Here is a 22,471-nt window from a genome sequence, read left to right on the forward strand (position 1 = left end):
GCCTCGGCAAATTCCTTGTCGGAGGCAGTCACAGTGACAAATTCATTCAGCCATTTTCTGCTCAGATTCATTGTTCCCACACTCCTTTCTCAGAATTGCTCCAGGAATCGCACGTCGTTTTCAAAAATGAGCCGCAGATCGGCGATCTTGAACCGGCGCATGGCGGTGCGCTCCAGACCGATGCCGAAGGCCCAGCCGGAGTACACGTTGGGGTCGATGCCGCTCATCTCCAGCACCCGGGGGTGAATCATCCCCGCGCCCAGCAGCTCGATCCAGCCCTCTCCCTTGCAGGTGGGACAGCCCACGCCGCCGCACTTGTGGCACTGCACGTCCATTTCGCAGGAGGGTTCGGTGAAGGGGAAGTGGTGGGGGCGGAACCGGGTCTTGGTCCCCTTGCCGTAGAGCTGCTCCACCACCGTGTTCAGGGTTCCCTTCAAATCGGCCATGGTCACCCCCTTGTCGATGACCATGCCCTCCACCTGGTGGAACATGGGGGAGTGAGTGGCGTCCACCTCGTCCTTGCGGTACACCCGGCCGGGGGCGATAATGCGGATGGGCAGCTCCATGGTGTCCATGGCCCGCACCTGCATGGGGCTGGTCTGGGAGCGAAGCATTACCCGGCTGTCCGCGTCAAAATAGAAAGTGTCGCTCCAGTCCCGGGAGGGGTGGCCCTCCTCGGCGTTGAGCCGGTCGAAGTTCAGCTCCGCCAGCTCCACCTCCGGGCCGTCCAGCACGGTGAAGCCCATGCCGATGAAGATTTCCTTGATCTCATCCAGGGCGATATACATGGGGTGGCGATGACCCTGCTTCACCGGCTTGCCGGGGACGGTCACATCCAGGGCCTCGGCCTCCAGCCGGTCCTCCAGCGCCTTGGCCTCCAGCGCTTTGCCCCGGGTCACCAGGGCGGCCTCCAGGGCGGAGCGCACCTCGTTGGCCAGCTGGCCCATCACCGGCCGCTCCTGGGCGGACAGTCCGCCCATCTGCTTGAGCACCGCGGTGAGCTCCCCCTTCTTGCCCAGGTATTTCACCCGCAGGGCATCCAGGGCGGCGGTATCGCCGGCAGCGGCAAAGGCCTCCAGCGCCTGGGCGCGGATGGCTGCTAACTGTTCCTTCATGATGAAAACTCCTTTATAAAAAGTGAAATATTGGATTTCAAAGAAAAACAATCCTGAGCGGTGCGCTGGGCGGTGACGCCCAGCCGGGGCAGCTGGTACAGCCCCTCCGCCGGGTCGCAGCGCCCCTCCCGGGTGGTGACGGTGAGAGAAAACCGGTCCCGGATGTAGGACTCCGCCCAGGGCTCGGTCACACCGAAGGGATAGGCCAGGTAGCACACCGGCGCGCCCACCGCCGCCTCAATGTCCCGGACGTTGCGCTCCAGATCCTCCGACACCCGACGGAGGCAGTCCGCCTCCGTCTCCCCCTCCAGCCGCTGGATGCCGTTGGGACCTTCCGGGACGAACAGGCCGTGCCGCTGGTCCAGGTTGTGCAGGTCATAGCTGTGGGCGCCGATCTCCACCAGGCCGGACAGGCTCATCTCCCGGCACATGTCCCAGGTCAGGTAGAAGGAACCGTCGGACTCCTCCACACACCGGCCCACCACGGCGATGGCGGCCTTCATTTCCAGCTGCTGGAGAACAGGGAAGGCGTATTGATAATTGCTGGCGTAGCCGTCGTCGAAGGTGACCAGCACCGCCTTTTCCGGCAGAGGGTCCCCCGCCGCCAGCTCCCGGGGGAGGACGGTGGTGTAGCCCGCCTCCTTCAGCCAGCGCATGTCTCCGGCGAACTGCTGGGCGGTGACGGTCATGGCGTTGAGCTGAGTCCCGTCGGGGACAATGTGGTGATACATCAGAATGGTCAGGGGCTGCCGGGCGATGGAACAGACCTGGATCAGGCACAGTCCCGCTGCGGCCAGCACCAGAGCGGCAAGGAGCGCCAGCGTGGGGACAAGCCAGGAATGCTTTCTCATAAAATCTCCTGTCGTAAGGTGTGTCAGCAACAAAAAAGCCTTTCCTCCCAACTTCTTGGGACGAAAGGCATGCCTTCCGCGGTACCACCCGCAATTCCCGCGCATGGCGGGCGCTTTTGGCCCCGATAACGTGGGGCCACCCCGTCCCTGTCTCCAGGGCCGCTCCGGGACGAACCGAGGGGGCCGACCCCGCGTCCGCTTTCAGCCGATGACGGACGCTCTCTGCCGGGCCGGGAACCGATCTTTTTCCCTTCTTCGCATGTAAAATTATATATATCACAACTTCCCCCAAAGTTCAAGATAAAAATTGACGAAGAAGTACCGGAAGCATATAATGAAGCCGAACGGCAGAGCAGAACAGCGAGGGAGCGTGAGTGAAATGCGGATTGCCACAGCGGAGCAAATGCGGGAGATGGACCGGGCCGCCATTCAGGAGCGGGGGATTGCCTCCACCGACCTGATGGAGCGGGCGGCGGAGGCGGTGGCCGGGGAGGTCATGACGCTGATGGGGGACGTCCCGGGCCGGGTGGTGTGCTTCTGCGGACCCGGCAACAACGGGGGGGACGGGGTGTCCTGCGCCCGGCAGCTGCTGGAGGCCGGCTTTGAGGTGCGCTGCGTGCTGGTGGGCAGCCACGAGAAGATGACCCCGGACACCCGGTATATGGAGGCCCGGCTGGCGGCGGCCGGGGGGAGGGTGGAGCCCTTCCGGCCGGACGACGCGGCCTTTGCCGCCTGGTGTCTGGAGTGCGGCGCCATGGTGGACGCCATCTTCGGCACCGGCCTTCACCGGCCGGTGGAGGGGGACGCGCTTACAGCAATCCATATGATGAATACCTGCGAGATTCCGGTGGTGTCCGCCGACCTGCCCAGCGGGGTGGAGACCGACACCGGCCGGGTGCTGGGGGCGGCGGTGGAGGCGGCGGTCACCGTTACCTTTACCCTGCCCAAGGCGGGACATTTTGTAGGTAAGGGCGGCCTGCACACCGGGCGGCTGGTGGTGGCGGACATCGGCATTCCCGAAGATCTGGTGCGGGAGGTCGATTGCCCGGTGCGCAGCGTACACGGCTCCGACATCCGCCTCTCCCGCCGCCGGGGGGACGCGCACAAGGGGGACTTCGGCAAGTGCTATATCCTGGGAGGCAGCGTGGGCTATACCGGCGCCCCGGTGCTGGCGGCCCGGGCGGCGGTGCGCTCCGGGGCGGGACTGGTGACGGTGGGGGTCCCCGCCCCCGTATGGCCCGTGGCCGCCGCCAAGCTGGAGGAGGCCATGCCCTACCCCCTTCCGGCGGGCAAGGAGGGGCAGCTCTCCCTGGACGCGGGGGAGGCCATCCACAGCCGGCTGGACAGCTGCGGGGTCTGCCTCATCGGCCCCGGCCTGGGCCGGGGCAACGGGGTGGCGGCGGTGGTGCGCCACCTGCTGGGGGAGCTGCATGTGCCGGTGGTGCTGGATGCCGACGGCATAAACGCCCTGGAGGGACATATAGATGTACTGGACGGACGGAAGGGACTGCACACCATTCTCACCCCTCACGACGGGGAGTTTGCCCGGCTGGGCGGCGACCTGTCTGGGGGAGACCGGCTGGGGGCGGCCCGGTCCTTTGCCGTGGAGCACGGCTGTTGTCTGGTGCTCAAGGGGCATGGCACCATCACCGCCTTCCCGGACGGCACCGCTTATATAAACACCACCGGCAATCCCGGCATGGCCAAGGGGGGCAGCGGCGATGTGCTGGCGGGCCTCATCCTGTCCCTGCTGGGCCAGGGACTGCCCGCCCGGCAGGCGGTGCCTGCGGCGGTGTGGCTCCACGGTGCGGCGGGGGATGTGTGCGCTTCCGAGATTGGGGAGTACGGCATGACCCCCTCCGATCTGGTGTCCGCCCTGCCCCGGGTGATCCGGGAACAAATGGAGTGAAAAGGAGGGCGATCTGTGGGCCGCTGGATGGGAGCGTGGATACTGACGATAACCCTCTGCCTGACCCTGACCTGCTGCAGCGGGGAGGGGGGGAGTCAGGCGGAGCAGCTGGCCCTGGATATCCGGGGAAGTTATCTGGCCATGGAGGGGTGTGACGGGTCCCTGGAGGTGACCGCCGACTACGGACAGCGGGTGTACCGCTACGCCATGGATCTGACCTGGCAGCGGGAGGGAGAGTGGGTTCTGACCCTGACCGCCCCGGAGAACATCGCCGGAATCACCGCCCGGCTGGCCGCCGGGTCCGCCGCCCTGGAGTACGACGGAATGCGGGTGGAGACCGGCCCCTTGAGCGCCGACGGGCTGAGTCCCCTGGAGGGGGTGCCGCTGCTGCTGGAGACGGTGCAGAGCGGCTACATCGCCGCCTGCGGTCTGGAGAGCTGGGACGGGACTCAGGTGCTGCGGATGGACTGCCGGGACCCGGAGAGCCAGCCGGGGACCGGCCGGGAATACGCCCTCTGGTTTGACCCGGACACCCACGCCCTGCTCCGGGGAGAGCTGTCCCAGGACGGTTTTACGGTGCTCCAATGTATCTTTTCCCACTTTCAGCTTCGCTCCGACGGGGGAGCGGCATAGCCGGGCAGCCGCATTTGCGGCTGCTTTTTTGCACAATCTGTTGCAGCTGCAACAGACGAGGGGCGGGCGGCAGGTTATACTGGTGCCATCAAAGACAAAAGGAGTTCTGTTCCATGAAACGTAGGATCATCAAAATTGACCAGGGCCGGTGCAACGGCTGCGGCCTGTGTGCCGCCGCCTGCCACGAGGGGGCCATTGAGATGGTGGAGGGCAAGGCCGTCCTCACCCGGGAGGACTACTGCGACGGGCTGGGAGACTGCCTGCCCGCCTGCCCCACCGGGGCCATCACCTTTGAGGAGCGGGAGGCGCCCGCCTACGACCATCAGGCGGTGCTGGCGGCCAAGGCCGCGAAGGAGAAGGCCGCCGCGCCGCTGCCCTGCGGCTGCCCCGGCAGCATGAGCCGGTCCATCTGCCGCCAGGAGGGGGCCGCCCCCGCCGGAGAGGTCCCCAGCCAGCTGCGCCAGTGGCCGGTGCAGATCAAGCTGGCCCCGGTGAACGCCCCCTACTTTGATGGCTGCCACCTGCTCATTGCCGCCGACTGCACCGCCTACGCCTACGGCAACTTCCATCAGGACTTCATCCGGGAGAAGGTGACTCTCATCGGCTGTCCCAAGCTGGACGAGGGGGATTACAGCGAAAAGCTGACCGCCATCCTGGCCCAAAACGACGTCAAGCGCGTCACCGTGGCCCGGATGACCGTCCCCTGCTGCGGGGGCATTCTCCGGGCGGTGCAGACCGCCCTGGCGGCCTGCGGCAAGGACATCCCCCTCCAAGTGGCGGTGATCGCCCCCGACGGTTCTCTGGCCTGAGGTTCCCGTCTCTTTCACAAGCCGCCGTCCGCGGATTTCATCAAAAGTTGTATAAGCAGACAAAATTCTCTCCGGCCCTTGCAAACCCCGTGAAAATCCGATATAGTTTTACTGTATTTCAACACAGGGAGGGACGGGGATGACTCCGGTGCATGTTGGACGGGCAGGCGTTTGGCTCATCCACGGCACCAACCTGTCCTCTGTCAGGGAGTAACCGCGTCAGGGCGCCCGTGCATCGGGCGTCCTGATTTATTTTTTATTTCCCTGAAAAAATTTTAGTCATACAGGAGGTTTCTATGGGTAAGAAGGTTGCCGTGGTCATGGGCTCCGATTCCGATTTGGATACCATGCGTCCCTGTATCAGCCGGCTGAAGAAGTTTGGGATTTTTACCGAGGTGCGGGTCATCTCTGCCCACCGTACCCCCGCCGCTGCGGAGGAGCTGGCCGCCCACGCCGCGGAAAATGGCTTCGGGGTTATCATCGCCGCCGCGGGCAAGGCCGCACACCTGGCGGGGGTGCTGGCCGCCTACACCACCCTGCCCGTCATCGGAGTCCCCATCAAGACCTCCATGATGGGGGGCCTGGACTCCCTGCTGTCCATGGTGCAGATGCCCAAGGGCATCCCCGTGGCCTGCGTGGCGGTGGACGGCGCCGATAACGCCGCCATCCTGGCGGCCCAGATGCTGGCCCTGTCCGATCCGGAGCTGGCGGAGCAGCTGGCCCGGTTCAAGGCGGACCTGGCGGCGGAAGTGACGAAAAAAGATGAAAAAATCCGAATGGAGGAGTTTTAAGATGTCTTACGAGAAGAAGGAGCAGCTGTACGAGGGTAAGGCCAAGAAGGTATTCGCCACCGACGATCCCCAGGTGGTCATCGTCTCCTACAAGGACGACGCCACCGCCTTCAACGGCCTGAAGAAGGGGACCATCGCCGGCAAGGGGGCCATCAACAACCGGATGACCAACAACCTGATGCGCCGCCTGGAGGAGCAGGGGGTACCCACCCACTATGTGGAGGAGCTTTCCGACCGGGAGACGGCGGTGAAGAAGGTGTCCATCGTCCCTCTGGAGGTCATCATCCGCAACATCTCCGCCGGCTCCTTCGCCAAGCGCTACGGTGTGGAGGAGGGCATCGTGTTTGACGCGCCCACCATCGAGTTTTCCTACAAGAACGACGATCTGGGGGACCCCCTGCTCAACGACTACCACGCCCTGGCCCTCAAGCTGGCCACCAAAGAGGAGATTGAGCTTATCAAGAAGTACGCCTTCGCCGTCAACGATCTGCTGCGCGGCTTTATGAAGGAGATCGGCATCGACCTGGTGGACTTTAAGCTGGAGTTTGGCAAGACCGCCGACGGCACCATTGTGCTGGCCGACGAGATCTCCCCCGACACCTGCCGGCTGTGGGATGAGAAGACCCACGAGAAGCTGGACAAGGACCGCTTCCGCCGGGATTTGGGCGGGGCCGAGGAGGCCTATGAGGAGGTTATGCGCCGCCTCATGGGGGACAAGTAAGCAATGGGCGGTTTTTTCGGCGCCATCTCCCGGCGGGACTGTGTGATGGACGTGTTCTTCGGCACCGACTACCACTCCCACCTGGGGACCAAACAGGGCGGTATGGCGGTGTATGACCCCCGGAAGGGCTTCCAGCGGCAGATCCACAACATTGAGAACACTCCCTTCCGCACCAAATTTGACAAGGACCTGGGGAACTTTCAGGGCTGTGCCGGCATCGGCTGCATCAGCGACACCGACCCCCAGCCCCTGCTCATGCGCTCCCACCTGGGGCTGTACGCCATTGTGACGGTGGGGATCGTCAACAACGCCGAGGATCTGGTGGCCCGCTACTTTGACCGCCACGACCACCAGTTCATGGCCATGGGCTCCGGCAAGGTCAACTCCACCGAGCTGGCCTCGGCCCTCATCAACCAGGAGGACGACCTGGTGTCGGGCATCCGCCGCGCCCAGGAGGAGATTGACGGCTCCTGCACCATGCTGCTGCTCACTCCAGACGCCATTATCGCCGCCCGGGACAGGCTGGGCCGGCTGCCGGTGCTCATCGGGCGGAATGAGGAGGGCTGCTGCGTCTCCTTCGAGTCCTTCGCCTACCACAAGCTGGGGTATTCCGACGCCTACGAGCTGGGACCCGGCGAGATTGTGCGCATTGACGCCGACAGCTGGCAGACCCTGGCCCCCGCCGGGGAGAAAATGCGCATCTGCGCCTTTTTATGGACCTACTACGGCTATCCCAACTCCAACTATGAGGGGATGAACGTGGAGGTGATGCGCTACCGCAACGGGGAGATCATGGCCCGGGACGAGGTTCACCGGGGCCAGCTGCCCAAGGTGGACTATGTGGCCGGGGTGCCGGATTCCGGAGTGCCTCATGCCATCGGCTTTGCCAACCGCAGCGGAAAGCCCTTTGCCCGGCCCTTTGTGAAATACACCCCCACCTGGCCCCGGTCCTTCATGCCCGCCAATCAGGAGGCCCGCAACCAGGTGGCCAAGATGAAGCAGATCCCCGTGCCGGAGCTGATTGAGGGGAAGAAGCTGCTGTTTGTGGACGACTCCATCGTGCGGGGGACCCAGCTGCAGGAGACAGTGGAGTTCCTCTACGAATCGGGGGCGGAGGAGGTACACATGCGCTCGGCCTGTCCTCCCATTATGTACGGCTGCAAGTATCTGAATTTCTCCCGGAGCAATTCCGATATGGAGCTGCTCTCCCGCCGCACCATTCAGGAGCTGGAAGGGGATGAGGGGCAGCGGCATCTGGAGGAATACGCCGACTCCTCCACCCAGCGGGGCCAGTGCATGCTCAAGGCCATCTGTGAGAAGCTGGGCTTTGACTCCCTGGGCTACCAGTCCCTGGACGGCCTGCTGGAGGCCATCGGCATCGACCGGGATAAAATCTGCACCTATTGCTGGACCGGAAAGGAATGACTGACATGAACAACTCTCACTCCGAATCCTACGCCGCCGCCGGTGTGGATGTCACCGCCGGCTATGAGGCGGTGGCGCGCATACGCCCTATGGTGGAGTCCACCTATATTCCCGGCGTGCTGGGCGCCCTGGGGGGCTTCGGCGGCCTGTTCGCCCCCGACGTGTCCGGCATGAAACGTCCGGTGCTGGTCTCCGGCACCGACGGGGTGGGGACCAAGCTGCGCCTGGCCCAGCTGATGGGCAAGCACGACACCATCGGCATCGACTGCGTGGCCATGTGCGTCAACGATATCATCTGCGGTGGGGCCGCCCCTCTGTTTTTCCTGGACTATATCGCCTGCGGCAAGAATAACCCGGGGCGCATTGCCCAGATTGTCTCCGGCATCGCCGAGGGCTGCCGTCAGGCGGGCTGCGCCCTGGTGGGCGGGGAGACCGCCGAGCACCCCGGCCTGATGGCGGAGGAGGACTACGATGTGGCCGGTTTCTCCGTGGGCATTGTAGACGAGGAGAAGATCATCGACGGCAAGGATCTGGCCGTGGGCGACGTGCTCATCGGTCTGGGGTCCAGCGGCGTCCACTCCAACGGCTTCTCCCTGGTGCGCAAGGTCTTTGACGTGGAGCACGCGGACCTGTCCGCTCCGGTGGAGGAGCTGGGGGGAAAAAGCCTGGGGGAGACCCTGCTCACCCCCACCCGCATCTATGTCAAGGCGGTGCAGAGCCTGCTGGGCGGCGGCGTACGCGTCAAGGCCATCAGCCACATCACCGGCGGCGGCCTGTACGAGAATGTACCCCGGATGATGAAGGAGGGCCTTACCGCCCAGATTGAGACCGCCGCCTTCCCGGTCCCTCCCATTTTCACTCTGATTGCCCAGCGGGGCAATATCCCCGTGCGGGATATGTACAACACCTTCAACATGGGGGTGGGCCTCATCCTGGCCGTCCCCAGGGAGGAGGTGGGCCAGGCCAAGGAGGTGCTCTGCCGCTGCGGCGAGCGGGCCTATGTGATCGGCTCGGTGGTGGCCGGAGACGGGGGCGTGAAGCTGGTATGACGCGGATTGCGGTACTGGTCTCCGGCGGCGGGACCAATCTCCAGGCCCTCATGGACGCCCAGGCCCGGGGAGAGCTGAAAAACGGCGAGATCGCCGCCGTGCTCTCCTCCAAGGCCGGGGCCTACGCCCTGGAGCGGGCGGCCAGGGCCGGGATTCCCGGCTATGTGGTGGCCCGGAAGGACTTTGCCTCCAACCGGGAGATGACCCGGGTTCTGGTGGCCAAGCTGAAAGAGCTGGACATCGGCCTGGTGGTGCTGGCGGGATTCATGCACATCCTCACCGAGGAGATGGTGCAGGCCTATCCCAACGCCATTCTCAATGTTCACCCCGCTCTCATCCCCTCCTTCTGCGGGGCGGGCTATTACGGACTCCACGTCCACGAAAAGGCCCTGGCCTACGGCGTGAAGGTCACCGGCGCCACCGTCCACTTCGTCAATGAGGAGCCGGACGGCGGACCCATTATCCTCCAGAAGGCGGTGGACATCCTCCCCGGCGATACCCCGGAGATTCTCCAGCGCCGGGTGATGGAGCAGGCCGAGTGGATCATCCTGCCCAAGGCCGTCTCCCTGTTTTGTCAGGGCCGCCTCTCGGTGGAGGGGCGAATCGTTACCATTAAAGGGGAAATGTAAGATGAAAACGCTGGATTTGACTGAGCTGCTGCGCGCCAATCCCTATCCCGGCCGGGGCATCGTGCTGGGCCGCTCCGCCGACAATGAAAAGGCCGTTGTCGCCTACTTCATCATGGGACGCAGCGAGAACTCCCGCAACCGAGCCTTTGTGGAGACCCCCGACGGCATCCGCACCCAGGCCCATGATCCCTCCAAGATGACCGATCCCTCCCTCATCATCTACAATCCCGTCCGGGTGTTCGGCGCCTCCACCATCGTCACCAACGGCGACCAGACCGACACCGTCCGGGAAGGACTGGCGGCGGGCAAGACCTTTGCCCAGGCGCTCCACACCCGCACCTTTGAGCCGGACGCGCCCAACTATACCCCCCGCATCTCCGGCCTGCTGAAAAAGGACGGGGACTACACCCTGTCCATTCTGAAGAGCGCCGGCGGGAACCCCGACTCCTGCCGCCGGTACTTCTTCACCTATGAAAAGCCCCTGGCGGGCCAGGGCCACTTCCTCCACACCTATATGGGGGACGGGGACCCTCTGCCCTCCTTCGAAGGGGAGCCGGAACAGGTGGCCATCTCCGCCAAAAATCCCCGGGAGCTGGCCGATCTGATGTGGGCCAGCCTGAATGAGGAGAACAAGGTCTCCCTGTTTGTGCGGTATATCGACCTGATGACCGGCACCTGGGAGAGCGTGATTTTCAATAAGCACGAATAAGGGAGAAGAGTTTATGATGACCGAACTGGAACTGAAATACGGCTGCAATCCCAACCAGAAGCCCGCCCGGATCTTCATGGAGTCCGGCCAGCTGCCCCTCAAGGTGCGCAACGGCAAGCCGGGGTATATCAACTTCCTGGACGCCCTCAACTCCTGGCAGCTGGTGAAGGAGCTGAAGGAGGCCACCGGCCTGCCCGCCGCCGCCTCCTTCAAGCACGTCTCTCCCGCCGGTGCCGCTGTGGGTACCCCCCTCACCGAGGTGGAGAAGAAGATTTACTTTGCCGAGAATATGCCCCTCTCTCCCATGGCCTGCGCCTATATCCGGGCTCGGGGGGCCGACCGGCTGTGCTCCTACGGGGACTGGGCCGCCCTGTCCGACGTGTGCGACGTGGAGACCGCCTGCTACCTGGCCCTGGAGGTGTCCGACGGCGTCATCGCCCCCGGCTACACCGACGAGGCCCTGGAGGTGCTGAAAACCAAGCGCAAGGGCGGCTACAACGTGGTGGAGATCGACCCCGGCTATGTACCCAAGGCGGTGGAGCACAAGGATGTGTTCGGCATCACCTTTGAGCAGGGCCGCAACAACTACGCCATCAACGCCGACCTGCTGAACAACATCGTCACCGAAAACAAGGACCTGCCCGAGCACGCCAAGCGGGACATGATCCTGGCTCTCATCACACTGAAGTACACCCAGTCCAATTCCGTCTGCTATGTGAAGGACGGCCAGGCCATCGGCGTGGGGGCCGGCCAGCAGAGCCGCATCCACTGCACCCGCCTGGCGGGTTCCAAGGCGGACAACTGGTTGCTGCGGCAGCATCCCAAGGTGCTGGGCCTGCAATTTGTGGACGGCATCCGCCGCCCCGACCGGGACAACGCCATCGACGTCTACCTCTCCGACGAGTATGAGGACGTGCTGGCTGAGGGAGTGTGGCAGAACACCTTCAAAGTCAAGCCCGAAGTGCTTACCGCGGAGGGAAAAAAGGCCTGGATTGCCACCCAGTCCGGCCTCACCGTGGGTTCCGACGCCTTCTTCCCCTTCGGGGACAACGTGGAGCGGGCGCACAAGTCGGGGGTGCAGTATATCGTCCAGCCCGGCGGCTCCATCCGGGATGACCATGTCATTGCCACCTGCAACAAGTACGGCATGGTGATGGCCTTCACCGGCATGCGGCTGTTCCACCATTAAAAAACAATGGAATGCCGCTACGGCCTCAGCGCCGCCGCCCTCAAGTATCTGGCGGCCCTGTGCATGCTGGTGGACCACATGGGTATGGTCTTTCCCACCATGCTCTCCGATCTGGGGCTGCCCCTCTGGGCGGACCTGCTGCCCCGGCTCATCGGGCGGCTGGCCTTTCCCATTTTCGCCTACTTCGTGGCGGAGGGCTGCCGCAGGACCCGGTTCTTCTCCCGCTATCTGCTCCGGCTGGGGCTGTTTGCCCTGCTTTCCCAGCTCCCCTTTGCCCTGGCCTCCGGGACCAGGGGGGGCAATGTGATCCTCACCTTTTTCCTGGCCGCCGGGTCCGTCTGGGGCTTTCAGCGGGCCGGTCAGGCCGGGTGGAGCCCGGCGGCGGCCTCCCTGCCGCTGCTGGCGGCCTGCGTGCTGGCGCTGGCGCTGAACTGCGACTACGGCTTCCCCGGCGTGCTGCTGGTTTTCGCCCTCTGGCTCCAGGGGGAGGACCGGAAGCGGCTGCTGGTGGTGCTGGGGGCGGGCCTGGCCCTGATCTATCTGGTCTACCAGCCCCTGGTGGGGCTGCTTACCCTGCCCTGGCTGTCGGCCTCCCTGGCCGGGGGGTATCTGGCCTCCGTCATGCCCTTTTGGGGACTGTGCTGGCTGTGTGCCTCCGCCTCCCTGGCGCTGCTGGGGGCCTACCGGGGGCAGCTGGGCGTCCAGAGCAAGTGGTTCTTCTATGTATTCTATCCGGCCCATCTGCTGGGACTGTGGACCCTGAGCGTGGTGCTGAAATGAGGTGCTTTGCATGAATGTACTGATTGTGGGCGGCGGCGGGCGGGAGCACGCCATCGCCTGGGCTTTGTCCAAGAGCAAGAGGGTGGACCATCTCTACTGCGCCCCGGGGAACGGGGGCATTGCCGAGCTGGCTCAGTGCGTCCCCATTGCCGCCACCGATGTGAAGGCGGTGGTGGACTGGGCGGTAGGCAACCGCATGGACTTCGTGGTGGTGGCTCCCGACGATCCCCTGGCCCTGGGTATGGTGGACGCCCTGGACGCCGCCGGCATTCCCGCCTTCGGCCCCACCGCCTCCGCCGCCATCATTGAGGCCAGCAAGAGCTTTTCCAAGACCCTGATGGAGAAATATCACATCCCCACCGCCAGGCATAGGACTTTTACCGATATGGCGCAGGCCCTGGCCTATGTGGAGGAGCAGGGCGCCCCCATTGTGGTGAAGGCCGACGGCCTGGCGCTGGGTAAGGGCGTGGTGGTGGCCCAGAGTGTGGAGGAGGCCAAAGAGGCCGTCCGGGCCATGATGGGGGACCGGAAATTCGGCGCGGCGGGGGCCAAGGTGGTCATTGAGGAGTGCATGACCGGCCCGGAGGTGACGGTACTGGCCTTCTGCGACGGGGAGCACATCCTCCCCATGCCCTCCTCCCAGGACCATAAGCGGGCCTATGACGGCAACCGGGGTCCCAACACCGGCGGTATGGGCGCCATTTCCCCCTCTCCCAACTACACCCCGGAGATTGCCGAACGGTGCATGGAGGAGATCTTCCGGCCCACCGTGGCCGCCCTCCGGGCGGAGGGGCGGCCCTTCCACGGGGTGATCTATTTCGGCCTGATGCTCACCCCGGACGGACCCAAGGTGGTGGAGTACAACGCCCGCTTCGGGGACCCGGAGTGCCAGGCGGTGCTCTCTCTGCTGGACAGCGACCTGATGGAGCTGTTTCAGGCCTGCCGCAGCGGCACCCTGGACCAGGTGGCGGTGCGCTGGAAGAGCGGCGCCGCCTGCTGCCTGGTGCTGGCCAGCGGCGGCTATCCCGGCAGCTATGCCAAGGGCTATCCCATCTCCGGGCTGGCGGAGGCGGGGCGGACCGCCGTTGTCTTCCACGCCGGGACCAAGCTGGGAGAGGACGGAGCCATTCTCACCAACGGCGGTCGGGTGCTGGGCGTCACCGCCACCGGGGCCGACCTGGAGCAGGCCATTCAGGGGGCGTACGCTGCCGCCTCCCACATTCACTTTCCGGACATGCACTTCCGCACCGACATCGGGCGGGTATAAGTCCTCCCCTTTGGGGACCCGGTCGGTGGCTGTCCGGTTGGCTGCCCCATAAGCCGCCTGCCTGGCAGGATGTCCCGCAGAGGGATGAACTGCCCCAGGGTGTGGGACAGGACAAGAAGGGTCCGGATCAATTCGGTTTTTCATAAGTCTCTGTCCGAGATAAGTATTGGTCTGCATAGCTATCTGTTTTATTCATTTTTCTGAATGCCAACTGGAAAATAAAAGGGAGCAAGGTTGAAATGCACCTTGCTCCTATCAGAATATATGTAGGGCGATTTATTGTATAGCACCCGCAATACATTTATCAAACATATACATTTCTATACTGTTTATTTTCTGCTCATTATCAACGGTATAAGCATATTTTACAACAGTTCTATACCCTAATCCCTTATATTCAATTAGACCTGTTTCCTCATAATAACCAATGTTAAATATAGGCTCTCTAAAACTTTCAACTCTGTTTATATCAATGGAAAGCACGGCACAATATATTGTTGCTAAAACAATAATAGCAGATAATACGACTTTTATTGTTTTCTTGCAAAACTTTACAACTAAAAGCATTGCTATTAACAATAACGCAAAAATCCCTATCATAATTTACCTCCTTATAAATTTGTGTTTCTATATTAAGACGCAAAAAATACCCAAAAGTTTCAGACTATAATTGTATTATAGCATATTTCGGCCCGCTTGGCTCACTCCGGAAATGAAAATGTGCACTTTCTATCGGCCTAATATACCTTTTAGGTCGAAAGAGGCAGGCATATTCATCGGTCGAAATGTATATTTCTTGTTCACCAATACTTATCTCGGACAGAGAGTTTCATAAAAGCGCCCCCTGACGTAGTCTGTATTCCTACGTCAGGGGGCGCTTTGCCGCTGCCTGTTTTGCACTCAATCGCGGAGATACTGCTTCACCAGCTCCTGGAGCAGCTCATCCCGGTCCAGCTTGCGGATCAAGGCCCGGGCGTTGTTGTAGTTGGTGATATAAGTGGGGTCCTCCGAGAGAATGTATCCCACGATCTGGTTGATGGGGTTATACCCCTTCTCCTGAAGGGACTGATAGACAGAGGACAGGATCTGCTTGATCTCCTGATCCTTATCGTACGGTATGCTGAATTTACGGGTATAATCCATCTCCATGGCTGATACACCTCCCTGTGTTCATCTGCTCCTCATTGTAGCGGAAAATTTTCGCGATGTAAAGAGAAAGCGGCAAATTTTATGATTCTTTAAGAAGTGGCGGCGCAACCTTTCAGCCCGCCCTGTGGTATGATAGATGACGGAGGGAAGCCGGCCGCCGCCGCCCCGGGGCATGGGCGGGGGAGGGAGCCGGAACCCGCCGGATGCCCAAAAGAGAGGTGAGGCATGTGACAGACGAGAGGACCGCCCGCGCCCAGGTGGCGCGCTGGGGGGACCTGGTGTGGCGGCTGGCCCTGGCCCGCACCCGGCATCTTCAGGACAGCGAGGATGTCTTCCAGGAGGTGTTCGCCCGGTTCTTCCGCCATGAGGAGGAGCTGGAGAGTGATGAACACCGGAAGGCCTGGCTCATCCGCTGCACCCTGAACTGCACCAATACCCTGCTGTCCGCCCGCTGGCGGAGCTGGCTGCCCCTGGAGGAGGCGGTGACCCGCGCCGTGGAACCCGAGGACCGGGCGGTGTACCAGGCGGTGCTGGCCTTGCCCCGGAGATACCGCACCGCCATCCACCTGCACTACTATGAGGGCTATTCCGTCTCCGAGATCGCCGCCCTTACCGGGGTCAGGGAGGGGACGGTGAAAAGCTGGCTGGCCCGGGGCCGGGAGAAGCTGGCGGCGGCGTTGAAAGGAGACGATACGCCATGATGGATCATTACAAACGAGCAAACGACGCCCTCCATCCCACGCCTGAAGCGGCAGAGCGGGCTATAGGGGGCGGGAAGACCCGGCGCAAAAGAAAACCCCTGAAGGCCCTGGTGCCGGCCGGGGTGGCGGCGGCGGCGGCGGCGGCCCTGCTGGTCACCGGTATCCCCGGCATGGGACGCGGCGGCGGCCCTCTGGCGGGAAGCGCTTATGCCATCGCCCAGCCCACCTACCCGGACCTGCCCCAGTGTCCCGCCGAGCCTATGATGGGGACCGAGGGAGCCTGGGAGCGGTATCAGGAGGAGTACGACGTCTACTGGAACGCCTGGCGGGCCTACCAGGATGAGGTCCCCCGCCTGTACAAGACCCCGGAGCTGGAGCAGGCTCTGGCCGCCTTCACCGGGGAGAGCGCCGCCCTGGCCCTGGCGGGGGAGGAGAACCGCGTCTATTCCCCCGTGTCCCTGTGGTTCGCCCTGGCCATACTGGCCGAGACCACCGGGGGAGAGACCCGGCAGCAGGTGCTGGAGGCCCTGGGGGCCTCCGATGTGGAGCAGCTGCGGGACTGGGCGGACATCCTGTGGCACACCGTCTACCAGGACGACGGCACCGCCACCGCCCTGCTGGGCAACTCCATCTGGCTTCATGAGAGCGTGAGCTTTCACCAGGGCGTGCTGGAAACCCTTGCGGAGGACTATTACGCCGCCTCTTATCAGGTACCCATGGGGACCGACGAGGCGGACAACGCCCTGGCCGGCTGGGTGGCCGAGCAGACCCGCGGCCTCATCGGCTCGGAGGGCAAGGTGCTGGAGACCACGGCGGATACGCTGACGGTGCTGGCCTCCACCCTGTACTTCCAGGCCGGGTGGAGCGATGAGTTCAACGAGAACCGGACGGAGGAGGACATCTTTACCGCCGCCGACGGCACCGAGACCCGGATTGATTTCATGCACAGGACCCAGGACGCCGGCTTCCTCCGCCAGAACGGCTATCAGGCCGCCTCCCTGTCCACCAAGGGCGGCACCATGACCTTTGTCCTTCCGGATGAGGGGGTCAGTCCCGCCGACCTGCTGGCGAACCCGGAGTTTCTGACGGAACTCACCGACTCGGAAAGCCAAATCTATGGGGAGGTCCAGTGGTCGGTACCCAAGTTTGATGTGAATTCCGAGTTGAATTTGAAGCCCACCCTGGAGGGACTGGGCATCACCGACGTATTTGATGCCGGCACCTCCGACTTCACCCCCCTCACGGATCTGGAGCCGGTGTGGCTGGACCAGGTCAAGCAGCTGACCCGGGTAAAGGTGGATGAGAAGGGGGTGGAGGCCGCCGCCGTCACCCTGCTGGCGGATGCCGGTGCTGGCGCCCCGCCGGAGGACCCCCAGATCTGCGTCATGGATTTGAACCGGCCCTTCCTCTTTGTCATCCGGGACGGAAACGCCGTCCTCTTTGTGGGTGTGGTGGAGCGGGTCTGACCCGCGGCGCCCCCAAAACGACACCGGCCCCGGCGGCGTACGCAGACAGTACGCCGCCGGGGCCGGACGGTTTAGCAGGATAAGGATTTCACATACCGCAGGTCCCGGCACACCATGCCGTGGGGGAAGGGAACCTGCTGACAGGTCCCGTCCCAGGTGAAGCCGTGGCGCTCATAAAACCGCCGGGCGCCCAAATTCTCCCGCAGTACAAACAGGGCGCAGCCGGGATAGCCCGTCTCCCGCAGCCGGCGGAGCACCTCCTCCAGCAGGACGGAACCATGGCCCAGACCCGTTCGGGCGGGCTCTGTGTAAAGGGAGATAACCTCACCCCATCCCGGGTAGGCGCTGGAATCGATCACCAGTTCCGCGCTCTGCCTCGGGCTGGGACCGGTGCGGATGGGACCATAGTTGCAGCAGGCCACCGGCATGTCATTTTCGTAAAGGAGAAGACCATTACACAGATTGGTGGCGTAGTCCTCCCGAAAGAAGGGGACCCACCGCTCCTCCGTGACCACCTCCCGCAGGTAGTCGTCGGGGACATAGCCGGGATAGGTGGCCCGCCAGCCCCGGCAATGGATGGCGCTCATGGCGACAAAATGCTCTTCTGCGGAGGCATCCACGAAGCGCAGCTCAGGCATGGACGGCCTCCCCGGCCTCCTGGCTCTGCTCCTCCGCCTCCTGCTTGGCCAGGCCCCGGGCGTTGGCCAGCATCAGCTTGATCCGGTTCTCCTGGTTGATCTTGGTGGCGCCGGGGTCATAGTCGATGGCCACGATGTTGGAGTAGGGGTAGTCGTCTTTCAACTTGCGGATCATGCCCTTGCCCACGATGTGGTTGGGCAGGCAGCCAAAGGGCTGGGTACACACGATGTTGGGGGTGCCGGAGTGGATGAGCTCCAGCATCTCGGCGGTGAGCAGCCAGCCCTCGCCCATCTTGTTTCCCTCGCCCAGGTAGCCGCGGATGAGCTGGCGCAGATCCTCAAAGGTACCGGGCGTTCGGAAGCCGCCCTTCTTCATGGCAGCGATCATGGCACGCTGGCATTTTTCCACGTAGCCCTTGAGAACCTGACAGGCCTTTTTCTTCACCCACTTGCCGCCGTAAATGTTCACATCCACTTCCCGGTTGTAGATCTTGAAGATGATAAAGTCGGTAAGGCCGGGAACCACTGGCTCCGCCCCCTCAGCCAGGAGGAACTGCTCCAGATTGTTGTTGCCCAGGGGGGAGTATTTGATATAGATCTCGCCGACCACGCCCACCCGGACCTTGGGCGCTCCGGCCACGGGGATGGCCTTGAAGGCGGCCACAATGTGGTCAAAATTCTTTACCATGCTCTGGAAGGACAGACCCTTGCCCCGGCTCATCTCGGAGAGCAGGTGGTCCTCCACCTGTTCAATGGTCCGGTCGGTCTGGCCGGGATTCACCTCGTAGGGGCGCACCTGGTTGGCGGTCTGAACAATAAGGTCGCCGTACATCATGGCGAACACCGCCTTGCGCAGGGTACCCAGGCCCAGCTTGAAGCCGGGGTTGGGCTCCAGTCCGGACAGGTTTACCGAGATGACGGGGATATAACTCAGCCCCGCTTTTTCCAGGGCCTTGCGCAGCAGGTGGATGTAGTTGGAGGCCCGGCAGCCGCCGCCGGTCTGGGTGATGAGCAGGGCCACCTTGTGGATATCGTACTTGCCGCTCTTCACCGCGTCGATGAGCTGGCCGATGACCAGCAGGGCGGGGTAACAGGTGTCGTTGTGGACGTACTTCAGACCCTCGTCCACAATGCCCCGGTGGTTGGTGGTGAGCATCTCCACGTGGAACCCCTCGGTCTCCAGGATCCGGGCCATAAGGCCGAAGTGGACGGGGAGCATGGTGGGGAAGAGGATGGTATACTCCTTTTTCATCTCCTGAGTGAACAGAAGCCGTCCGTTTTTGTCATAAACCAATTCTGCCATTGAAATAGTTCCTTTCGCTGATCGCTTACCAGTATTCTACCTGATAGTCGTAGGTGCCGGTGGCGCTGTTGTATCCGCCCTGGAAGTAGGACCACCACATATCGTAGGCGTAGAGGCAGCCGGTGCCGCCGTAGGCGCCCGATTTGGTGGTGCGCAGGCTGAAGCTGGTCTTGCCCTGCATCACCTGGGCCACCAGGCATTTGCGGAACATGTCCGCGCTGGTGATGTTGTTGGGGTCCAGCTGCTCCCAGGCGGGGTCATATTCCGCGGGCATGGGGTAGTCCTCCCCCTGCCAGTAGTGCCTGACCGCCATGGTCTCAGGCCCCACCAGGCAGTAGTCGTGCCGCAGGGTGGGGGTGGAGGAGATGGGGTCGTCAAAGGTGCAGTCCACATAGAGCCATTCCCCGTCCACGTACACCTGGTTCCAGGCGTGAGGGCCGCCGTTGCCCATGCCGGAGACCAGGATGCAGGGGATGCCGGAGCGGATGCACATGGTGCGGAACAGCTCGGCATAGTTCTGGCAAACCCCGTATCCGGAGGCCAGGGTCACGTTGTTGGGGAAGGCATAGGTGTCGTTTGCCTGCTGGAGGAGCTGCTCCACTTGCTCCAGCTTGGCCTGCGTGGTTCCGGAGGGGGCGGAGACCAGGGGATTGTAGGTGAGGGTGTTCACCAGGTAGTCGTGGATGGCGATGACGGTCTCCCGGTCGGTGGCGCGCTGCAGGCCGGCCAGGGGGCCGCCGGCCAGGTCATCCTCCCCCGCCAGCGCGGGGGCCTCGCCCAGGTTCAGCCGGAAGTTGACCCCGTCGGCCACGGCCCCCAGAGCCTCCAGGCTGACCATGGGATATTTTCCGTCCAGGGTGTATATGGGACCCTGGACGGCTTGACCGTCCATCATCAGGGTCAGGGACGAGAGCTGGGCGGTCCCCATCACATGGCCGCCCGGCGGCGCGGCCCAGAAGTTGAGAACCGGAACGGCGCTGTCTCCATAATAGGAAGGGAAGCGCATGGTGAGGGAATCCTCATACTGAATGCAGTAAAAGCTGCGGTTGGAGAACACATTAGGGTCATCCAGGGCCTCCACCGGGATGTAGAAGGCCCCGGCGATGTCCACCACGCCGTAGACAGGGACTCCGTCCACATAGAGCTTGCGCCCGGTGGCGCGCACGGTGGTGTCCGCCGGCTTGACGGCCAGGGTGAAACGCTCCCTGGTCTCCGGCAGGGCCAGCCGGCAGGCCAGGGCGCATACCTCCGCCCGGGTGATGTTCTGTGCCGGCGTGAAGGTGCCGTACAGGTCCGAGCCGGTGAGGATGCCCGCGCTGTAGAGGGTAAAGATTTCCTCCGCATAGGGAGTGGAGGCGGTCACGTCTGGGAGCGCGGTAATCTGGTTGATGGCTCCGTACTCTGTCTCAGGCAGAGCGTGAGCCAGCAATCCCGCCAGCTCCGCCCGGGTGGCGGGCCGGTCATAGCGGTCAAATTCCCCCTGGGAGAGGATACCCAGCTCCAGAGCCTGGTCCACCGCCCCGTCGTACCAGTGGACGCCGCTCTGGTCCAGCAGCCCGTCGCCGCCCTGATAGATATCCCGCAGGCGGACGCTGAGGGTAATTGCCTCCGCCACCTGCATCTGGGCGGCGGGGGAGAAGTACCCGCCGCCGGTGCCTGTCATCAGGCCCAGGGTGCAGCACTGGGAGACGTAGTCCGCCGCCCAGTGGGAGGCGGGTACGTCGGAGAAGGTCTCCGCCTCCCGGATGGGCTGGAAGCCGGCCAGGGCGGCGGAGGTGAGCAGAGTGAAGGCGAGGGCGAGAGCGGCGAAAGAACGGGTCAAACGGACCATGGGGAGTCGCTCCTTTCCGTCAAATCAGACTGCTTAGGGAGAGGCGGGGGTGCTCTGCCTGGCTTCCATGGCGGCCATCAGGGAGCGAATCCGGATGCGCACGGCGCCCAGATTGCTGATGTCGTCAATTTTCAGCTGGGTGTACAGCTTGCCGCCCTTTTCCAGAATGTCCCGCAGCTCGTCGGTGGTGATGGCATCGGTGCCGCAGCCGAAGCTGACCAGCTGCACCACCTGCATGTCCGGCTGGGTACACACATACCGGGCGGCATTATACATCCGGCTCTGGAAGGTCCACTGGTTGAGCACCTTCCGGGGGGCGTAGCCCTCCAGATAACTGAGGGCGTCCTCGGTGACCAGCACGAAGCCGAAGGAGGTGATCAGGTCGTTGATGCCGTGGTTGATTTCCGGATCAATGTGGTAGGGCCGGCCGCAGGCCACAATGATGGGCATGTGGTTGGCCCGGGCGTAGTCGATGTACAGCTTGCCGGTTTCCCGGATGTCATGTACGTAGGCGTCGTAGGCCGCATAGGCCGCCTTCACCGCATGCTCGGTCTCCCGTCTGGGGATGGAGAATTCCGTCTCCATCAGCTGGGCGATGCGGCGGGCGAAGTCCTTGTGCCGCCACAGGCCCACGTAGGGGTTGAGGTACTTCACCTGCTTGAGCACCGGCACATTGGCGGCCAGCAGCTCGGGGTAATAGGCCACCACCGGGCAGTTGTAGTGGTTGTCGCCGATGCCCTCGTCGTTGTTGTAGGACATGCAGGGGTACCAGATGGCGTCCACCCCGGCGTCCACCAGGGCCTCCACATGGCCGTGGAGCAGCTTGGCGGGGTAGCATACCGTGTCGGAGGGAATGGTGTGCTGGCCCTTCAGATAGAGCTTCCGGGAGGATTCCGGGGAGAGCACCACCTCAAAGTTGAGGTGGGTGAAGAAGGCAAACCAGAAGGGCAGGTTTTCATACATGTTCAGTCCGAAGGGAATGCCCATCTTCCCCCGTACGCCGGTTCCGCTTCCCTTGCCCGCCAGCGCCCGGAGCTTTTTGTATTTGTAGTTCATCAGATCGGGGTTCTCCGCCTTGGGCTTGCCCAGGGGGCGGGAGCACCGGTTGCCCGAGATGAACCGGCGGCCCCCGTCAAAGGTATTGACGGTGAGGGAGCAGTGGTTGGTACACAGGTTGCAGGTGGTGGGCTTGGCGGTGTGGGAAAAGGACTGCAGCGCCTCCTGGCTCAACAGCTGGCTCTTCTCCAGATGGAGGTCCCGGGCGAACAGGGCGGCGCCGAAGGCCCCCATAATGCCGGAGATGGTGGGCCGGGTGACGTTGCGGCCCAGCTCCAGCTCAAAGGCCCGGAGCACCGCGTCGTTGTGGAAGGTGCCGCCCTGGACCACGATGTGCCGGCCCAAATCGTCGGCGCTGGCGGCCCGGATGACCTTGTACACCGCGTTTTTCACAATGGAGATGGAAAGCCCGGCGGAGATGTCCTCCACGCTGGCTCCGTCCTTCTGGGC

General features: G+C 63.3%; 22 protein-coding genes. 14 read left to right on the forward strand and 8 right to left on the reverse strand.

The window, feature by feature from the left end:
- Positions 1–89: 89 nt before the first annotated feature.
- Entirely contained in the window at positions 90–1,115 is a 1,026-nt protein-coding gene (gene pheS, locus Q0J74_RS04535; RefSeq protein WP_297211254.1) for a phenylalanine--tRNA ligase subunit alpha, read from the reverse strand.
- Positions 1,112–1,966, reverse strand: coding sequence for a polysaccharide deacetylase family protein (locus Q0J74_RS04540; RefSeq protein ID WP_297211257.1), 855 nt, complete (start codon positions 1,964–1,966; stop codon positions 1,112–1,114). The genes pheS and Q0J74_RS04540 overlap by 4 nt, the downstream gene beginning before the upstream one ends.
- Positions 1,967–2,345: 379 nt before the next feature.
- Between Q0J74_RS04540 and Q0J74_RS04545 the strand changes: the two genes are divergently transcribed.
- The 12 genes from Q0J74_RS04545 (at position 2,346) to purD (ending at position 13,877) form a co-directional block, all read left to right on the forward strand.
- The gene (locus tag Q0J74_RS04545) at positions 2,346–3,875 is read left to right on the forward strand and encodes an NAD(P)H-hydrate dehydratase (RefSeq protein WP_297211260.1); all 1,530 of its coding nucleotides are present in this window, start codon (positions 2,346–2,348) and stop codon (positions 3,873–3,875) included.
- A gap of 15 nt (positions 3,876–3,890) precedes the next feature.
- Complete coding sequence (locus Q0J74_RS04550; RefSeq protein WP_297211263.1) at positions 3,891–4,508, forward strand: hypothetical protein; 618 nt, start codon at positions 3,891–3,893, stop codon at positions 4,506–4,508.
- Positions 4,509–4,621: 113 nt separating this feature from the next.
- A complete protein-coding gene (locus tag Q0J74_RS04555; RefSeq protein WP_297211264.1) occupies positions 4,622–5,317 on the forward strand; it encodes an ATP-binding protein in 696 nt (231 codons plus the stop codon).
- Positions 5,318–5,613: 296 nt separating this feature from the next.
- The gene (gene purE, locus Q0J74_RS04560) at positions 5,614–6,108 is read left to right on the forward strand and encodes a 5-(carboxyamino)imidazole ribonucleotide mutase (protein ID WP_297211267.1); all 495 of its coding nucleotides are present in this window, start codon (positions 5,614–5,616) and stop codon (positions 6,106–6,108) included.
- A 1-nt stretch (position 6,109) separates the two neighbouring features.
- On the forward strand, positions 6,110–6,829 hold the full coding sequence (gene purC / locus Q0J74_RS04565; RefSeq protein ID WP_297211270.1) for a phosphoribosylaminoimidazolesuccinocarboxamide synthase: 720 nt from the start codon (positions 6,110–6,112) through the stop codon (positions 6,827–6,829).
- Positions 6,830–6,832: 3 nt separating this feature from the next.
- Positions 6,833–8,254 (forward strand): amidophosphoribosyltransferase, encoded by a 1,422-nt coding sequence (locus tag Q0J74_RS04570; RefSeq protein WP_297211273.1) that lies wholly within the window; start codon positions 6,833–6,835, stop codon positions 8,252–8,254.
- A gap of 5 nt (positions 8,255–8,259) precedes the next feature.
- Positions 8,260–9,303 carry a phosphoribosylformylglycinamidine cyclo-ligase gene (gene purM, locus Q0J74_RS04575; protein WP_297211275.1) on the forward strand — a complete coding sequence of 348 codons (1,044 nt, stop codon included), beginning with the start codon at positions 8,260–8,262 and terminating at the stop codon, positions 9,301–9,303.
- Complete coding sequence (gene purN / locus Q0J74_RS04580) at positions 9,300–9,932, forward strand: phosphoribosylglycinamide formyltransferase (RefSeq protein WP_297211278.1); 633 nt, start codon at positions 9,300–9,302, stop codon at positions 9,930–9,932. Before purM ends, purN begins: the two co-directional genes overlap by 4 nt.
- 1 nt (position 9,933) lies before the next feature.
- A complete protein-coding gene (locus Q0J74_RS04585) occupies positions 9,934–10,641 on the forward strand; it encodes an IMP cyclohydrolase (protein ID WP_297211279.1) in 708 nt (235 codons plus the stop codon).
- Positions 10,642–10,657: 16 nt separating this feature from the next.
- Positions 10,658–11,830: a phosphoribosylaminoimidazolecarboxamide formyltransferase gene (locus tag Q0J74_RS04590; RefSeq protein WP_297211305.1), complete on the forward strand. Its 1,173-nt coding sequence runs from the start codon at positions 10,658–10,660 to the stop codon at positions 11,828–11,830.
- A gap of 6 nt (positions 11,831–11,836) precedes the next feature.
- The gene (locus tag Q0J74_RS04595; RefSeq protein WP_297211281.1) at positions 11,837–12,610 is read left to right on the forward strand and encodes a TraX family protein; all 774 of its coding nucleotides are present in this window, start codon (positions 11,837–11,839) and stop codon (positions 12,608–12,610) included.
- A 10-nt stretch (positions 12,611–12,620) separates the two neighbouring features.
- A complete protein-coding gene (gene purD / locus Q0J74_RS04600; RefSeq protein WP_297211283.1) occupies positions 12,621–13,877 on the forward strand; it encodes a phosphoribosylamine--glycine ligase in 1,257 nt (418 codons plus the stop codon).
- Positions 13,878–14,153: 276 nt separating this feature from the next.
- On the opposite strand, the gene Q0J74_RS04605 is transcribed toward purD, so the two are convergent.
- Together Q0J74_RS04605 and Q0J74_RS04610 are read right to left on the reverse strand one after the other, a co-directional pair.
- Positions 14,154–14,477: a hypothetical protein gene (locus tag Q0J74_RS04605; RefSeq protein WP_297211285.1), complete on the reverse strand. Its 324-nt coding sequence runs from the start codon at positions 14,475–14,477 to the stop codon at positions 14,154–14,156.
- Positions 14,478–14,777: 300 nt separating this feature from the next.
- Positions 14,778–15,026 (reverse strand): IreB family regulatory phosphoprotein, encoded by a 249-nt coding sequence (locus Q0J74_RS04610; RefSeq protein WP_297211287.1) that lies wholly within the window; start codon positions 15,024–15,026, stop codon positions 14,778–14,780.
- A 227-nt stretch (positions 15,027–15,253) separates the two neighbouring features.
- On the opposite strand from Q0J74_RS04610, the gene Q0J74_RS04615 reads away from it, so the two are divergent.
- Positions 15,254–15,727 carry an RNA polymerase sigma factor gene (locus Q0J74_RS04615; protein WP_297211289.1) on the forward strand — a complete coding sequence of 158 codons (474 nt, stop codon included), beginning with the start codon at positions 15,254–15,256 and terminating at the stop codon, positions 15,725–15,727.
- Entirely contained in the window at positions 15,724–17,193 is a 1,470-nt protein-coding gene (locus Q0J74_RS04620) for a serpin family protein (RefSeq protein WP_297211291.1), read from the forward strand. Before Q0J74_RS04615 ends, Q0J74_RS04620 begins: the two co-directional genes overlap by 4 nt.
- 71 nt (positions 17,194–17,264) lie before the next feature.
- Here Q0J74_RS04620 and Q0J74_RS04625 read toward each other — a convergent pair whose 3' ends face one another.
- The 4 genes from Q0J74_RS04625 to Q0J74_RS04640 all read right to left on the reverse strand — a co-directional run.
- Positions 17,265–17,831 (reverse strand): GNAT family N-acetyltransferase, encoded by a 567-nt coding sequence (locus Q0J74_RS04625; protein ID WP_297211294.1) that lies wholly within the window; start codon positions 17,829–17,831, stop codon positions 17,265–17,267.
- Positions 17,824–19,134, reverse strand: a complete 1,311-nt coding sequence (locus Q0J74_RS04630) for a 2-hydroxyacyl-CoA dehydratase (RefSeq protein WP_297211297.1) — start codon at positions 19,132–19,134, stop codon at positions 17,824–17,826. Before Q0J74_RS04630 ends, Q0J74_RS04625 begins: the two co-directional genes overlap by 8 nt.
- Before the next feature lie 25 nt (positions 19,135–19,159).
- Entirely contained in the window at positions 19,160–20,965 is a 1,806-nt protein-coding gene (locus tag Q0J74_RS04635; RefSeq protein WP_297211299.1) for an S-layer homology domain-containing protein, read from the reverse strand.
- Between the two features lie 33 nt (positions 20,966–20,998).
- The coding region (locus Q0J74_RS04640; protein ID WP_297211302.1) for an acyl-CoA dehydratase activase-related protein at positions 20,999–22,471 on the reverse strand (1,473 nt) is incomplete at its 5' end.

It is taken from the genome of uncultured Flavonifractor sp., assembly GCF_944387675.1.
GTDB lineage: Bacteria > Bacillota > Clostridia > Oscillospirales > Oscillospiraceae > Flavonifractor.

Bases quoted from the DNA above. Each gene is read 5' to 3' on its own strand.
- Q0J74_RS04620 (WP_297211291.1), top strand. From the start codon at position 15,724: ATGATGGATCATTACAAACGAGCAAACGACGCCCTCCATCCCACGCCT.
- Q0J74_RS04570 (WP_297211273.1), top strand. From the start codon at position 6,833: ATGGGCGGTTTTTTCGGCGCCATCTCCCGGCGGGACTGTGTGATGGAC.
- Q0J74_RS04540 (WP_297211257.1), bottom strand. From the start codon at position 1,966: ATGAGAAAGCATTCCTGGCTTGTCCCCACGCTGGCGCTCCTTGCCGCT.
- purD (WP_297211283.1), top strand. From the start codon at position 12,621: ATGAATGTACTGATTGTGGGCGGCGGCGGGCGGGAGCACGCCATCGCC.
- purN (WP_297211278.1), top strand. From the start codon at position 9,300: ATGACGCGGATTGCGGTACTGGTCTCCGGCGGCGGGACCAATCTCCAG.
- Q0J74_RS04590 (WP_297211305.1), top strand. From the start codon at position 10,658: ATGACCGAACTGGAACTGAAATACGGCTGCAATCCCAACCAGAAGCCC.
- pheS (WP_297211254.1), bottom strand. From the start codon at position 1,115: ATGAAGGAACAGTTAGCAGCCATCCGCGCCCAGGCGCTGGAGGCCTTT.
- purC (WP_297211270.1), top strand. From the start codon at position 6,110: ATGTCTTACGAGAAGAAGGAGCAGCTGTACGAGGGTAAGGCCAAGAAG.
- Q0J74_RS04545 (WP_297211260.1), top strand. From the start codon at position 2,346: ATGCGGATTGCCACAGCGGAGCAAATGCGGGAGATGGACCGGGCCGCC.
- Q0J74_RS04595 (WP_297211281.1), top strand. From the start codon at position 11,837: ATGGAATGCCGCTACGGCCTCAGCGCCGCCGCCCTCAAGTATCTGGCG.
- Q0J74_RS04585 (WP_297211279.1), top strand. From the start codon at position 9,934: ATGAAAACGCTGGATTTGACTGAGCTGCTGCGCGCCAATCCCTATCCC.
- purE (WP_297211267.1), top strand. From the start codon at position 5,614: ATGGGTAAGAAGGTTGCCGTGGTCATGGGCTCCGATTCCGATTTGGAT.
- Q0J74_RS04605 (WP_297211285.1), bottom strand. From the start codon at position 14,477: ATGATAGGGATTTTTGCGTTATTGTTAATAGCAATGCTTTTAGTTGTA.
- Q0J74_RS04555 (WP_297211264.1), top strand. From the start codon at position 4,622: ATGAAACGTAGGATCATCAAAATTGACCAGGGCCGGTGCAACGGCTGC.
- Q0J74_RS04635 (WP_297211299.1), bottom strand. From the start codon at position 20,965: ATGGTCCGTTTGACCCGTTCTTTCGCCGCTCTCGCCCTCGCCTTCACT.
- Q0J74_RS04625 (WP_297211294.1), bottom strand. From the start codon at position 17,831: ATGCCTGAGCTGCGCTTCGTGGATGCCTCCGCAGAAGAGCATTTTGTC.
- purM (WP_297211275.1), top strand. From the start codon at position 8,260: ATGAACAACTCTCACTCCGAATCCTACGCCGCCGCCGGTGTGGATGTC.
- Q0J74_RS04610 (WP_297211287.1), bottom strand. From the start codon at position 15,026: ATGGAGATGGATTATACCCGTAAATTCAGCATACCGTACGATAAGGAT.
- Q0J74_RS04630 (WP_297211297.1), bottom strand. From the start codon at position 19,134: ATGGCAGAATTGGTTTATGACAAAAACGGACGGCTTCTGTTCACTCAG.